Source organism: Streptomyces sp. NPDC050732 (assembly GCF_040654255.1).
Taxonomy (GTDB): Bacteria; Actinomycetota; Actinomycetes; order Streptomycetales; family Streptomycetaceae; genus Streptomyces.
Map to the genome: position 1 here is coordinate 18,027 of NZ_JBFAHP010000007.1, position 13,354 is coordinate 31,380.

The 13,354-nt window shown below is 70.5% G+C and carries 15 protein-coding genes; 8 read left to right on the top strand and 7 right to left on the bottom strand.

The window, feature by feature from the left end; genetic code table 11:
- The first annotated feature begins 45 nt into the window (after positions 1-45).
- Entirely contained in the window at positions 46-696 is a 651-nt protein-coding gene (locus AB0H82_RS08130) for a response regulator transcription factor (protein WP_362990421.1), read from the top strand.
- Positions 697-779: 83 nt separating this feature from the next.
- Here AB0H82_RS08130 and sodN read toward each other — a convergent pair whose 3' ends face one another.
- Positions 780-1,175, bottom strand: coding sequence for a superoxide dismutase, Ni (sodN, locus tag AB0H82_RS08135; RefSeq protein WP_187811750.1), 396 nt, complete (start codon positions 1,173-1,175; stop codon positions 780-782).
- Between the two features lie 144 nt (positions 1,176-1,319).
- Here sodN and sodX point away from each other — a divergent pair, with 144 nt between their 5' ends.
- Positions 1,320-1,754: a nickel-type superoxide dismutase maturation protease gene (gene sodX, locus AB0H82_RS08140; protein ID WP_362990423.1), complete on the top strand. Its 435-nt coding sequence runs from the start codon at positions 1,320-1,322 to the stop codon at positions 1,752-1,754.
- Here the strand turns inward: sodX and AB0H82_RS08145 are convergent.
- Positions 1,637-2,287 (bottom strand): CGNR zinc finger domain-containing protein, encoded by a 651-nt coding sequence (locus tag AB0H82_RS08145; RefSeq protein WP_362990098.1) that lies wholly within the window; start codon positions 2,285-2,287, stop codon positions 1,637-1,639. The two genes, sodX and AB0H82_RS08145, sit on opposite strands and share 118 nt — an antisense overlap.
- 110 nt (positions 2,288-2,397) lie before the next feature.
- Here AB0H82_RS08145 and AB0H82_RS08150 point away from each other — a divergent pair, with 110 nt between their 5' ends.
- Positions 2,398-3,177 (top strand): methyltransferase, encoded by a 780-nt coding sequence (locus tag AB0H82_RS08150; protein ID WP_362990100.1) that lies wholly within the window; start codon positions 2,398-2,400, stop codon positions 3,175-3,177.
- A 75-nt stretch (positions 3,178-3,252) separates the two neighbouring features.
- Here the strand turns inward: AB0H82_RS08150 and AB0H82_RS08155 are convergent, their stop codons facing one another.
- Genes AB0H82_RS08155 through AB0H82_RS08165 form a run of 3 tightly spaced genes read right to left on the bottom strand, consistent with a single transcriptional unit; the run spans position 3,253 to position 5,949 of the window.
- The gene (locus AB0H82_RS08155; protein WP_362990102.1) at positions 3,253-4,014 is read right to left on the bottom strand and encodes an amino acid ABC transporter ATP-binding protein; all 762 of its coding nucleotides are present in this window, start codon (positions 4,012-4,014) and stop codon (positions 3,253-3,255) included.
- The gene (locus tag AB0H82_RS08160; RefSeq protein WP_362990104.1) at positions 4,011-4,952 is read right to left on the bottom strand and encodes an amino acid ABC transporter permease; all 942 of its coding nucleotides are present in this window, start codon (positions 4,950-4,952) and stop codon (positions 4,011-4,013) included. Before AB0H82_RS08160 ends, AB0H82_RS08155 begins: the two co-directional genes overlap by 4 nt.
- Before the next feature lie 40 nt (positions 4,953-4,992).
- Positions 4,993-5,949: an ABC transporter substrate-binding protein gene (locus AB0H82_RS08165; protein ID WP_362990106.1), complete on the bottom strand. Its 957-nt coding sequence runs from the start codon at positions 5,947-5,949 to the stop codon at positions 4,993-4,995.
- 621 nt (positions 5,950-6,570) lie between these two features.
- Between AB0H82_RS08165 and AB0H82_RS08170 the strand changes: the two genes are divergently transcribed.
- The 4 genes from AB0H82_RS08170 (at position 6,571) to AB0H82_RS08185 (ending at position 9,762) form a co-directional block, all read left to right on the top strand.
- Positions 6,571-7,794: an NADP-dependent malic enzyme gene (locus tag AB0H82_RS08170; RefSeq protein ID WP_362990108.1), complete on the top strand. Its 1,224-nt coding sequence runs from the start codon at positions 6,571-6,573 to the stop codon at positions 7,792-7,794.
- Positions 7,795-7,944: 150 nt separating this feature from the next.
- The gene (locus AB0H82_RS08175) at positions 7,945-8,907 is read left to right on the top strand and encodes a zinc-binding dehydrogenase (RefSeq protein WP_362990110.1); all 963 of its coding nucleotides are present in this window, start codon (positions 7,945-7,947) and stop codon (positions 8,905-8,907) included.
- A gap of 61 nt (positions 8,908-8,968) precedes the next feature.
- Positions 8,969-9,178: a sigma factor-like helix-turn-helix DNA-binding protein gene (locus AB0H82_RS08180; RefSeq protein WP_362990112.1), complete on the top strand. Its 210-nt coding sequence runs from the start codon at positions 8,969-8,971 to the stop codon at positions 9,176-9,178.
- The gene (locus AB0H82_RS08185; protein ID WP_362990114.1) at positions 9,178-9,762 is read left to right on the top strand and encodes a Clp protease N-terminal domain-containing protein; all 585 of its coding nucleotides are present in this window, start codon (positions 9,178-9,180) and stop codon (positions 9,760-9,762) included. Before AB0H82_RS08180 ends, AB0H82_RS08185 begins: the two co-directional genes overlap by 1 nt.
- A 442-nt stretch (positions 9,763-10,204) precedes the next feature.
- On the opposite strand, the gene AB0H82_RS08190 is transcribed toward AB0H82_RS08185, so the two are convergent.
- Positions 10,205-11,278 (bottom strand): helix-turn-helix transcriptional regulator, encoded by a 1,074-nt coding sequence (locus AB0H82_RS08190; protein WP_362990116.1) that lies wholly within the window; start codon positions 11,276-11,278, stop codon positions 10,205-10,207.
- Position 11,279: 1 nt separating this feature from the next.
- Positions 11,280-12,266, bottom strand: coding sequence for a DUF4097 family beta strand repeat-containing protein (locus AB0H82_RS08195; protein WP_362990118.1), 987 nt, complete (start codon positions 12,264-12,266; stop codon positions 11,280-11,282).
- A 181-nt stretch (positions 12,267-12,447) separates the two neighbouring features.
- On the opposite strand from AB0H82_RS08195, the gene AB0H82_RS08200 reads away from it, so the two are divergent.
- Entirely contained in the window at positions 12,448-13,314 is an 867-nt protein-coding gene (locus AB0H82_RS08200; RefSeq protein ID WP_362990120.1) for a hypothetical protein, read from the top strand.
- Positions 13,315-13,354 lie beyond the last annotated feature (40 nt).

The following is a 13,354-nucleotide window of genomic DNA, read 5'->3' on the forward strand; positions in this document are numbered from 1 at the left end:
AGAGAGCTCATCGACACCGAGCCCGAACGCACCCCCACCCGAGTGATGGTCGTCGACGACCAGGCGGTCGTCCGCGCCGGCTTCGCGGCGATCGTCGATGCGGAGCCTGACCTGCACGTGGTGGCCGAGGCGGAGGACGGCGCCCGGGCGGTACGGCTCGCGGCCGAACTCACCCCGGACGTCGTCCTGATGGACATCCGCATGCCGGGCATGGACGGCCTGACGGCGACCCGTCTGCTCACGTCGGCGGCCGACACGTCCACCCCGCGCGTCCTCGTCCTGACCACGTTCGACCAGGACGCCTACGTCCACGACGCCCTGCGCGCCGGCGCCTCCGGTTTCCTCCTGAAGGACGCGCGGCCGGAGGAACTCCTCGCCGGCATCCGCATCGTCGCCGCGGGCGACGCGATGCTCGCCCCCACCGTGACCCGCCGCCTCATCGACGCGTTCGCCGGCACGGCCCCCGCACCGGACCCCGAACTCCTCGACGCCCTCACACCCCGCGAGCGCGAGGTCCTGACCCTGGTGGCCGCGGGACACACGAACGCGGAGATAGGGACGGCGCTGGGCGTGACCATCGGCACGGTGAAGTCGCACGTCAACGCGGTGCTCGGCAAGCTCGGCCTGCGCGACCGCGTCCAGGCCACGATCCTCGCGTACGACGTGGGCATCGCCCGCCCCCGGCGCACGCACTGACCCCGTGAAACGCCGACAGCACCCGGCTCCGCGCGGATGCCGGGTGCTGTCGGACGAAGCGTGAAGAGGTCCGACGCGGTGCGTCAGGCCTTCTTCGTCTCCCAGAAGATCTTGTCGATCTGGGCGATGTAGTCCAGCGCCTTCTGGCCCGTGGCCGGGTCCGTCGACGCCTTCGCGGCCGAGAGGGCCTTGAGGGTGTCGTTGACCAGCTGGTGCAGCTCCGGGTACTTCTCGAAGTGCGGGGGCTTGAAGTAGTCGCTCCAGAGCACCGAGACGTGGTGCTTCGCGAGCTCGGCGCGCTGCTCCTTGATGACCACGGCGCGCGCCTGGAAGTGCGCGTCGTCGTTGGCGGCCATCTTCTCCTGCACGGCCTTGACCGACTCGGCCTCGATGCGGGCCTGGGCCGGGTCGTACACGCCGCAGGGCAGGTCGCAGTGGGCGCTGACCTTCACCTTGGGGGCAAACAGGCGGGAAAGCATGTTGCTGTCCTCCTCGTGATCGTCTTCTCAGGTGGGACATTACTCCGTGAGAGACGTGTTTTCGCGAGTGCCCCCTTGGGCTTAGGACAAAAGTCCAGGGTCAGACTGGGACTGGTGGAGGATAGGACCGGGGAGGTGCCGGTGATGCCGGAGCTGTCGCAGGAGAGCGAGCGCGGGAGGGCCGTCGTGCCGTGGGGTGCCGCGGAGGTGACGGGCCCTTCGATGGTGCCGACGCTGCACCACGGGGACCGGCTGCTCGTGCAGTGGGGGGCACGGGTGCGTCCGGGTGACGTGGTGATCCTGTGCCACCCCTTCCAGCAGGATCTGTTGGTGGTCAAGCGGGCCAAGGAGCGGCGCGGGGACGGCTGGTGGGTGCTCGGCGACAACGCGTTCGCGGGCGGCGACAGCACGGACTACGGCGTCGTCCCCGAGGAGCTCGTCCTCGGCAAGGTGCGCTTCCGCTACCGGCCGCCCGCGCCCGGCCGCCGCTCGCCGTTCGCGCTGGTGCGCTGGGCGCTGGGCGCGGTGCGGCCGGTGGCGGCGGACCGCTCGGTCTCCAGGCGCTTCCGGGCGCGGTAGGCGGCGACGTTGGCGCGGGTCGCGCAGCGGTCCGAGCAGTAGCGCCGGGAGCGGTTGGTGGACGTGTCGAGGTAGGCGTTGCGGCACGGCGCCGCCTCGCACAGGCCGAGGCGGTCCACGCCGTGCTCGGTGAGGTGGAAGGCGAGGCCCATCGCGGCGATCGCGGCGTACCCGGCCGTCGCGTTCGAGGGGTGGTCCGCCAGGTGCAGGTGCCACAGGGGGCGGTCGTCGTCGTCCCGGTGGTCGTGGCCCGAGATCTGCGGGCTGACGGGGAACTCCAGGAGCAGTGAGTTCAGCAGGTCGACGGAGAGGGTCTCGTCGCCGCCATCGGCCGCCTCGAAGACCGCCCGGAGCCTGGCCCGCACGGAACGGAAGCGCGTGACGTCGGCGTCCGTCGCGCGGCGAGCCATCTGCGTGCTCGGCCCGAACAGCTCCCTGATCGCCTCCACGGACGTCAGCGCGTCCTTGTTGCGGCCCGGCTCCTCGCTGTTGACCAGGCGTACGGCGTAGTCCGAGTAATAGGCCAGTTCCACTTGTAGTCCTTACGGGGGCGGGCTAGGGTCATTCCCACCGGCCGGTAATGGCCGATTGCGGTACCAGGGTATTACGGGTATGACGTGTCTTACGTAGTGGAGGGTTTCTGATGACGGAAACGGGGGCCGGGACCGGCGCCACGCTCGGCACCGACTGGCGCGCCTGGCAGGACAGCTGGGACCGGCAGCAGCAGTGGTACCTTCCCGACCGCGAGGAGCGGTTCCGGATCATGCTCGACATGGTCGAGGCCGTGGTCGGCACCGCGCCGCGCGTCCTCGATCTGGCGTGCGGTACGGGAAGTATTACGGACCGGCTGCTCAAGAGGTTCCCGGACGCGACCAGCGTCGGCGTCGACCTCGACCCCGCGCTGCTCACCATCGCCGAGGGCACCTTCGCCGGGGACGACCGGGTCACCTTCGTCACCGCCGACCTCAAGGACCCCGACTGGACCGCAGCGCTCCCGCACGACTCGTACGACGCCGTGCTCACCGCCACCGCCCTGCACTGGCTGTTCAGCGAGCCCCTCGCCGCGCTCTACGGCCAGGTCGCCGGACTCGTCCGCGACGGCGGCGTCTTCATGAACGCCGACCACATGCCCGACCCGGCGACGCCCCGCATCAACGCCGCGGAGAGCGCGCTGAGGCACCGCCGCATGGACCGCGAGAAGGCCGAGGGCGTTCTCGACTGGAAGGAGTGGTGGCAGCTGGCCGCGCAGGACCCGGTCCTGGCAGGCCCCACCGCCAAGCGGTTCGAGATCTACGGGGAGCACGCGGACGGGGACATGCCCTCCGCCGAGTGGCATGCCCGCACCCTTCGTGAGGCCGGATTCGCCGAGGCGCGTCCCGTCTGGGCTTCGCCCTCGGACGCGGTGGTCCTTGGTCTGAAGTAGGACGCCGGGCGCGCCGAAGGGGCCGGTACGGAATCCGTACCGGCCCCTTCGGCGATCGGCTCACCCAGCGAAGCGCTAGAGCACCTTCGACAGGAACGACTGCGTGCGTTCCTGTTGCGGGTTCGTCAGGACGTCCCGCGGGTTGCCGGACTCGACCACCACGCCGCCGTCCATGAAGACCAGGCTGTCGCCGACCTCACGGGCGAAGCCCATCTCGTGCGTGACGACGATCATCGTCATGCCGGTCTCCGCGAGGTCGCGCATCACGTCGAGCACGTCACCGACCAGCTCGGGGTCGAGCGCCGACGTCGGCTCGTCGAACAGCATCAGCTTCGGGTCCATCGCCAGCGCGCGGGCGATCGCCACACGCTGCTGCTGGCCGCCGGAGAGCTGCGACGGGTAGTTGCCCGCCTTGTCGGCGAGGCCGACGCGCTCCAGGAGCTGGCCCGCGCGCTCCCGCGCCTCGGCCTTCGCGATGCCCTTGACCTGGACCGGCGCCTCCATGACGTTCTCCAGCGCCGTCATGTGCGGGAAGAGGTTGAAGCGCTGGAAGACCATGCCGATGTCCCGGCGCTTCAGGGCGACCTCGCTGTCCTTCAGCTCGTACAGCTTGTCGCCCTTCTGGCGATAGCCGACCAGCTCCCCGTCGACGTACAGCCGGCCGGCGTTGATCTTCTCCAGGTGGTTGATGCAGCGCAGGAACGTCGACTTGCCGGAGCCGGACGGGCCGATGAGGCAGAAGACCTCACCCGACTCGACCTCCAGGTCGATGCCCTTGAGGACCTCTACGTTGCCGAAGGACTTGTGGACGCCTTCGGACTTCACCATGGCGGTCATGCGGTGCCTCCCCGCGGGCTGTTGAGGGACAGCATGTTGGCCTTGATCTTCTGCCACGGCGTGGCGGGCAGCGAGCGCGACGAACCGCGCGCGTAGTAGCGCTCCAGGTAGAACTGTCCGACGCTGAGGATCGACGTCATGATCAGGTACCAGCAGGCGGCAAGCAGCAGCGTCTCCACCGTCGCGCCGGACGACGTGCCGATGTCCTGGGCGTACTTGAGGAGCTCGTAGTACTGGACGGCGGCGACCAGCGACGTCGTCTTCAGCATGTTGATGAACTCGTTGCCGGTCGGCGGCACGACGACGCGCATCGCCTGCGGCAGTACGACGCGGCGCAGCGTCTTGTTGTGGCTCATGCCGAGCGCGTGCGACGCCTCGGTCTGGCCCTCGTCGACCGAGAGCAGGCCGGCGCGGCAGATCTCCGCCATGTACGCGGCTTCGTTGAGGCCGAGGCCGAGCAGCGCCGTCAGGAACGGCGTCATGAAGTCCGACCACTCGTCCTTGTAGACCGGGCCGAGGTTGATGTAGTCGAAGACGAAGCCGAGGTTGAACCAGACGAAGAGCTGGACCAGGACCGGCGTACCGCGGAAGAACCAGATGTAGAACCAGGCGATCGACGAGGTCACCGGGTTCTTCGACAGGCGCATGACCGAGAGGATCACACCGCCGACGACGCCGATGAGCATCGAGAGGAAGGTGAGGATCAGCGTCTCGCGGACACCCTTGAGGATGCGCTCGTCGAAGAAGTTGTCGGGGATCGCGCCCCAGTTGATGTCGCCCTGCGAGAAGGCGTAGACGATCGAGGCGAGCACGCCGATCGCCAGGACCGCGGCGATGTAACGGCCGAAGTGCCGGACCGGGATGGCCTTGATGGCCTCCGCCGGGCGGGCCGTGGGGACGTCGTCCGCCGGGCCCTTCTTGGAGATGTCTGGGGTCACGTGAGTGGCCTTTCAGCGACTGGGAGGGGGAGGGGCGGGGTCACTTGCCGCCGTTGATCTTGGCTTCCTCGACCGCGCCGTCCTCGACGCCCCACTTCTTGATGATCTTTTCGTAGTCGCCGTTCTTGATGATCGCGTTCAGCGCGGCCTGGATCGCGTCGCGCAGCTCGGGGTTCTTCTTGGAGACGGCGATGCCGTACGGAGCCGCCTCGACCTGCTCGCCGACCAGCTGGAAGTCCTTGCCGCCGCCCGACGTCTTCACCGCGTACGCGGCGACCGGGAAGTCGGACGAACCCGCGTCGGCGCCGCCGGAGCGCAGCCGGGTCTGGGCCTGCTGGTCGTTGTCGAACTGCTCGATCGAGATCTTCTTGCCGCCCTTGCACTTCTTCGACTCGGCCTTGGCCAGGTCGTGCGAGACGGTGCCGCGCTGGACCACGATCTTCTTGCCGCAGAGGTCCGCCCAGGTCTTGATGCCCTGGTCGTCGCCCTTCTTGGTGTAGATCGAGACGCCCGCCGTGAAGTAGTCGACGAAGTCGACGCCGTCGCCGACCTTCTTGCCGGTCTCCTCGTCGATGCCTTCCTGACGGTTCTTGGTGTCGGTCATGGCCGACATCGCGATCTGGTAGCGCTTGGAGCGCAGACCGCCGAGGAGGGTGTCGAAGGTGCCGTTCTCGAACTCGAACTTCACACCGAGCTGCTTGCCCAGCGCCTCGCCCAGGTCGGGGTCGATGCCGACGGTGTTGCCGGACTTGTCCTTGAACTCGACCGGCGGGTAGGCGATGTCGGACCCGACCTTGATGACGCCCTTGTCGCGGATGTCCTTGGGCAGCTTGTCGGCGAGCGGGGCGTTGCTGACCGTGTCGCTCTCCTTGTCGTTGGTCTGGTCGCCGCAGCCGGAAAGCAGCAGCGAACCGACGACCGCGATCGTGCCGACCACCGCAATCCGGGACTTCGCGGACTTCGCTGCGGTCTTACGACAAATGGAGCGTGCGGTCATGGTGGGTCCTCCGGCGGATGAGGGAGTTGCCGATGGGTCGGGCACACACCTTCGGGTGTCGCGACCTCGTGTGATGACGGCATCTTGCCATTCGGACCGTCCGATTCTGGGTGCCGGAGATGTCAAAATCGGATAACGGGCGAGCCTCGAAAGCCAACATCCCGGTACGGCAAGGGCGTATCGGGGTGGGAGCGAATCGCCGTTAACCGATCGATATCCGCTGAATCTCGGAATGTGGACTCTCCGACTCCCTGAGCGCCCTATGGAGCGCACTATTCGGAGAATTCGGACATCGGGTTGTTTGTGGACGCGGTGAGATGCCGTGAGGCGCCACGAGATGTCGCGAGACGGTGCGAGATCCCTTTTTCCCAGTGCCACTCGTCCCGGCCTTGAGGGACGTCTGCGGACCATGCTGCAACCAATGTCACTCGCCCGGGCCCGCCGCCTTCGGGTACAAAGGTTGGCTACACCCCTCATCCGGGGCTCAGGGCGCGTGTGCGGCGCGCCCGCGTGTCCGTACCTCCCCCCGCCGACAGGCGGGGAACGGACGCGGTGCCCGCCCACTTCTCAACCGGGAGTGGACACCCTCAACTGATGAATAAGACTTAAGGGGTCAGACAAGTGGCAGCGGAGATCGTCAATCCTCGCAGCGACAGCAGTACGGATCATGAGGGCCCCGCGGGTGCGGCCGAGCCCTTCGATCCGGCGTTTGCGCTGCACCGCGGAGGCAAGATGGCCGTGCAGGCCACCGTGCCGGTCCGCGACAAGGACGACCTGTCCCTGGCTTACACGCCCGGCGTCGCGAAGGTGTGCAGCGCGATCGCCGAGCGGCCGGAGCTCGTCCACGACTACACGTGGAAATCCAATGTCGTCGCCGTGGTGACCGACGGGACCGCGGTGCTCGGTCTCGGGGACATCGGCGCCGAGGCCTCCCTCCCCGTGATGGAGGGCAAGGCCATCCTGTTCAAGCAGTTCGGCGGCGTCGACGCGGTGCCGCTCGCGCTCGCGACCACGGACGCCGACGAGATCGTCGAGACGGTGGTGCGGCTCGCCCCCTCCTTCGGTGGCGTCAACCTGGAGGACATCTCGGCACCGCGGTGCTTCGAGATCGAGCGCAAGCTCCAGGAGCGGCTCGACATTCCCGTCTTCCACGACGACCAGCACGGCACGGCCGTCGTGACGCTCGCCGCGCTGCGGAACGCGGCGAAGCTGACCGGGCGCACGCTCGGTGAACTGCGCGCGGTGATCTCCGGCGCCGGCGCGGCCGGTGTCGCCATCGCCAAGTTCCTGCTCGAAGCGGGGCTGGGCGACGTGGCGGTCGCGGACCGCAAGGGCATCGTGAGCCGGGACCGGGACGACCTCACCCCGGTCAAGCGGGAGCTCGCCGAGCTGACCAACAAGGCCGGGATCAGCGGTTCGCTGGAGGCCGCCCTCGACGGTGCCGACGTGTTCATCGGCGTCTCGGGCGGCACGGTCCCCGAGCCGGCCGTCGCCTCCATGGCGCCCGACTCCTTCGTGTTCGCCATGGCCAACCCGAACCCCGAGGTGCACCCGGACGTCGCGCACAAGTACGCGGCCGTGGTCGCGACCGGCCGTTCGGACTACCCGAACCAGATCAACAACGTGCTGGCCTTCCCCGGCATCTTCGCGGGCGCGCTCCAGGTGCGGGCCTCCCGCATCACCGAGGGCATGAAGATCGCCGCTGCCGACGCCCTCGCGGACGTCGTCGGGGACGAGCTCTCCGCGGACTACGTGATCCCGTCGCCGTTCGACGAGCGGGTCGCCCCGGCCGTGACGGCCGCGGTCGCCGCCGCCGCCCGGGCGGAGGGCGTGGCCCGCAGCTGACCCGTTGCCACGCGAACCGACGCGCCCCCTGCCGTGCCACGCCGTGCGGCAGGGGGCGCGGTGCGTGCCACACCGTGCGGCAGGGGGCGCGGTGCGTGTCACAGCCGTACGTGGTTCCGCCGGGGCGGCGGTCACGCCTAGGGTCGCCTCATGTTCGCTGCCTACGCTGCTCGTATCGACCGTGACCAGCCGCTCGACGGCCTTGAGTTGGGGGAGCGGCCCGCCCCCGAGGCGCGCTCCGGCTGGTCGACCGTGAACGTCAAAGCCGCCTCTCTCAACCACCACGATCTCTGGTCCCTGCGCGGGGTCGGCCTGCCCGAGGAGAAGCTGCCGATGATCCTCGGCTGCGACGCCGCCGGGATCGACGAGGACGGCAACGAGGTCGTCCTCCACTCCGTCATCGGACAGACGGGGCACGGCGTCGGGCCCCGCGAGGGCCGCTCCATCCTCACGGAGAAGTACCAGGGGACCTTCGCCGAACGCGTCGCCGTCCCCACCTGGAACGTCCTGCCCAAGCCGAAGGAGCTCTCCTTCGCGGAGGCGGCCTGCCTGCCGACCGCGTGGCTGACCGCCTACCGCATGCTGTTCACCAACGCCGGTGTACGGCCCGGGGACTCGGTCCTCGTGCAGGGCGCGGGCGGCGGCGTCGCCACGGCCGCGATCGTCCTCGGCAGGGCCGCCGGGCTGCGGGTCTTCGCCACGAGCCGGGACGAGGCCAAGCGCAAGCGCGCGCTTGAGCTGGGCGCGGTGGAGGCGGTCGAGTCGGGCGCGCGGCTCCCGGAGCGGGTGGACGCCGTCATCGAGACGGTGGGCGCGGCGACCTGGTCCCACTCCGTCAAGTCGCTGAAGCCCGGCGGCACGCTGGTCATCTCGGGGGCGACGAGCGGCGACCGGCCCTCGCACGCCGAACTCACCCGCATCTTCTTCTTGGAACTGAAGGTCGTCGGCTCGACCATGGGCACCAAGGACGAGCTGGAGGACCTGCTGGCGTTCTGCGCGGCCACGGGCGTCCGGCCGGTGATCGACGAGGTACTGCCCCTGGACCGGGCCCGCGAGGGCTTCGAACGACTGGAATCCGGCGACCTGTTCGGCAAGATCGTGCTGGAGGTCTGAAGCCCCTGAGTTCTGTCAACGTGGGTTGACGCCTGCTCGATGTCAACGTAAGTTGACGTGCATGACCGAAGCAACGGATCTCGCCGAGCGCGCGGGCGATCACGACCCACGGGTCGGTCTGCGGGCCGTCACCGCGCTGCGGAAGCTGGTGGAGCAGTTGGAGGCCGTGCAGGTGCGCAGCGCGCGCCTGCAGGGCTGGTCGTGGCAGGAGATCGCCGCGGAGCTCGGAGTGAGCAGGCAGGCCGTGCACAAGAAGTACGGGAGGCAGTGATGTTCGAGCGGTTCACCGAGGAGTCCCGCGCCGTGGTCCTTGGCGCGGTCGAGCAGGCCGAGCGGGCGGGGGCCTCCGCGGTCGACGACGGGCACATGCTGCTCGCCCTGCTCGCGCAGCTCGACCAGGGGGCCACCAGCCGCGCCTCGTTCGCGCTGACCGCTCTGGGAGCGGCGGACCGGCGCGAGTCGATCGAACGGGCCCTCGCCGAGGCGCGGCGCAGGGGCGGGCTCTCGCAGGCCGACACCGAAGCGCTCGCCGGCCTCGGCATCGACGTCGAGGAGATCGTCGCCCGCGTGGAAGAGACGCACGGGGCGGGGGTGCTGGCCGGTGCGCACACGGGTGGGCGCGCCCAGGGCCGGGGCCTGAAGGCCTGGCTCGGCCGACTGCCCTTCACCCGGGACGCCAAAGAGGTCCTCATCAAGTCCCTGCGCATCGCGACCGCCCGCCGCGACCGGGTCATCGGAGGCCACCACTTGCTCCTGGCGCTCACGGTCCGCCCCGGGGTGACCTCGGAGGCCCTGGCGAACCACGGGGTGACATACACGGAACTGGAGCGGGTCCTCTTCGCCGGGGCGCCGTGACCCCGACGAGGTGCCGGAACCCCGCAGGCCGCGTCCCGCGGGGCTCAGCCTGGGGGTCCCGAGGCCAGCAGGTCCCGAGGCCAGCAGCTCCCGAGGCCCGGATGTCCCGAGGCCCGGATGTCCGGAGGGCGCCAGGCCCTCGGGTCCTCAAGGTGCGAGGCCCGAGATATCGAGGCCATGCCCCGGGGCCAGGCCTCAGGCCCGGGGCATGGCGTCCCAGGCCGCAATCCCGAGATCGTAGGCCTCAGCCCCAGGCCACAGCCGGGGTCCGCAGGCCTCCAAGTCCGAGGTGTCAGGGTCCACGCCCCGGGGCCAGGCCTCAGGCCCGGAGTGCCAGGACCGGCGCGTGCCACGTCCTGGCGTCCCCGGCCGCAGTCCCGGGCTCGTAGGTCGCAGCCCCGGGCCCCGGGTCAAAGCCGGGGGCCCGAGGGCTTCCGACCTGTCAGCGGGCGGGTGTCCGCAGGGATGCTCCGATGTGTGCCGCCGCCTGGGACAAGTGGCGGCGGGCCTCGCGGAGTTGGGCTTCCGTCACGCCGTGGTCGCGGGCCGCGTCCCGGATGTCGTCGCGGAAGCGGTCCAGGAGGCGGTCGAGGTCTCTGCCGGGGTCGCCGGTGAGGTCCTCGCGGGCCCAGTCCGGGGCGTAGTCCACGGGGATGTCCTCGCGGGCGGTGCTGAACTTGGGGCCGGTGCCGGTGCCGGTGGCGGCCCCGGTGCCGGTGGCGGCGTCGGGCTTGGTGCCGGTGCCGTTGGCGGTCTCCGTGCCTGTGGTGAAGTTCTTGGCGAAGTCCTTGCCGAAACCGCCGAACTCCTTGGCCAGTTCGGTCAGGCCCTCGCGCACGCCCGTCGGCCAGTCGCCCCGCGCGAAGTGGTCCTGCACCTGCTCCTGCACGCGCCTGGCGATCCGCTGGACCTCCTCCTGGGCGTCCTTGGCCTGGCGGCGGGCCCGCTGGGCCTCCTCACGGGCCCGGCGGCTCTCGTCCTTCGCGCGCCGCGCCTGCTCCTTCCACTCCTGCCTCGCGCGCTTGAACTCCTCCTTCGCCTGGTGCCAGCTCTCCTTGTCGCCCCAGGTGCCGTCGAAGAAGTCGCTCGGGTCCGGGAACGGCTTGCCGGGGGCCGAACCGCCCGCGGCCCGCGCCTCCTTGGCGGCGGCGCGCATCTCGCGGCGCAGCTCACCGGCGGCGCCCTGGACGCCGTCACGGATCTCGGCGGCGAGCTCGGCCACCGACTCGCGGATCTCCAGTTCCAGATCGGCCAGCTCGCCGCTGCGGCCGGCCAGCTCGGCGCGGCCCGCGTCCGTGATGGCGTAGACCTTCCGGCCGCCCTCGGTGGTGTGGGTGACCAGGCCCTCCGCCTCCAGCTTCGCGAGGCGGGGGTAGACCGTGCCTGCCGAAGGTGCGTACAGCCCCTGGAAGCGCTCCTCCAGGAGGCGGATCACCTCATAGCCGTGGCGCGGGGCCTCGTCGAGCAGCTTGAGCAGGTACAGGCGCAGGCGGCCGTGGGCGAAGACGGGGGGCATGTCAGAGCACCTTCTTGTCGGTCGGGCCATCCGTCGGGCCGTCGGTCGGGGCGTCAGCCGGGCCGTGGGTGTCGGCCGGGGGCACGTCCAGGGGGGCCTCGTCGTATGGATCTTCCCTCATCGGTCCTCCCACCGGCTCTCCCACCGGCCCTCCCACTGGCTCTTCCATCGGCTCTTCCTCCGTCTGTGGCCTGCGCAGGAGCGCGATGGAACCGGACACCGTCGTCGCCTTGAGCCGTCCGCGCCCGGTGCCCAGCCGTCCCGTGATCCGCTTGGCGCCCCACTGTCCGCCGACCCGCAGATCCTCGAAGGCGTTCGACACCGCGCCGCTCGCCGTGTCCACCTCGACCTCCGCGTCCGCCGGGTGCGGCAACCGGATCGCTATCTCGCCCGACACGCTCGTCAGGGCCACATCCGTCGGGGTGCCCGCCGGGTCGAGGTCCACGATCATCGAGCCGCTCACCGAGTCGGCCCGGACCGCGGGGCCCGCCGCCTCGACGACCGTGAGGCTCCCGGACACGGAGTTGAAGCGGAGGGCGCCGGTGACGCCCTGGGCCTCCACGCTCCCGGAGACCGTGTCCGCGCGGACCTGGCCCGCGAGCCCGAGCAGTGTCGTGTCACCGGTGACGCCCTTCACCTCAGCGCGGCCCTCGATGCCGGAGATCACGGCGCCCGCGCCGACCACCCCCACCTCGACGGCGGTGGCGGAGGGCACGGCGAGGGAGACCACCGCGCTGCGGCGCCAGCCCTTGCGGTCGAGCCACTTGAGGAAGCCCTTCCAGGGCAGGTCGTCATAGGCGACGGTGAGGACGCCGTCCTCCAGGGTCACCCGCAGGGGCGGGCCCTCGATCTCGGAGACCTCCAGGCGGGCGGAGGCTTCGTCCGTGCCCACCACGTTCACCGTGCCGTTGACCACGCGGACGTGGAGTGCTGTCACTGGGGCGTCGAACGTGAGCTTCCGGGGCTCGGCGACGGACCACTCGGACATGGGCTGACCTCCTTGGCGGGCCGGACGCGACGCGCCATATCGCGTCTCTGCCATTCACGATATATCGCGGATCCGTGAAGTCAAGACACCCGGCGGGGTGAACCACCCGTCCGAGCTGCCTCATGGACGCGTTTATGCAGCTATCTGCGCCGATTGTGCCTATCTGTCCTAGCGTGGAGCCATGCCGTCCCATGCCTCTTCGCCCGATTCCGCCGGTTCCTCCGGGTTCGCCACAGCCGCCGGTGCGTTGCTGCTGTGCCGGGCCGAGCCCGACGCCGTCGAGACCGTCGCCCGATTGCTCCACGAACGGATGCTGCTCGTCGAGGCCGGTCATGGCTGGAGCGTGCTGGTGCCCGAGGGCAAGCCGTGGCTGCAAGGGGAGCAAGGCGGCGAAAGTGTGGAGCCCGTCGACCGGGTCCTTACCGGGTGGGCCACCGCGCTCGCCGTCGGCTCCGGCTGGCCCGTGCTCGCCCTGTGGTGGGACGGCGACCGCTCCGGCTACACCCTCGCGGCAGGCTTCCGGCGGACCGTCGGATACGAGTGGCTGGCGAACGGGACGCCCCTCGGGGAGGACGAGGCGATGCGCACGTTCGCCGCGCGCCTCGGCCTCGATCCCGTACTCGACCTGCAGTCCCTCGAAGCGCTCGCCCGGCCCGACACGGAGGCCGACGCGCGCGCCAGGATGCGCGGGCTCCTCGCCGTCCTCACCCGCACGGGTCTCGCCCTCCCGCCGGGCCTCGGCCCCTGTGAACCGGCCGACCGGCTGCGCGAGGTGGCGCGCGTCCAGCAGGGCGTCCGACAGATCGAGTGGCCCGGGTGGCGGGACGCCGTGCGGGCGGAGTTCGGAGCCGTGGAGCAAGGTCCGCTCGGGCCCTGGGTGCGGGGGCCGAGGGCGCGGGCGCTGGCGGCGGCACAGGTCGCGGCCGGGCTGCCACTGGCGGTGTGGGCGGTGCGGCGGCGCAGCGCGGGATGGGCCGCGGCGGCCGCGCTGCTGCTGGCGCAGGGGGCCGGCGGCCTCGCGTACGACAGGACGCGGGCGCGGGGCTGAAGTGAGTGTCCGGGGGCGGTCATGGGTGGAGGTGGGGGGA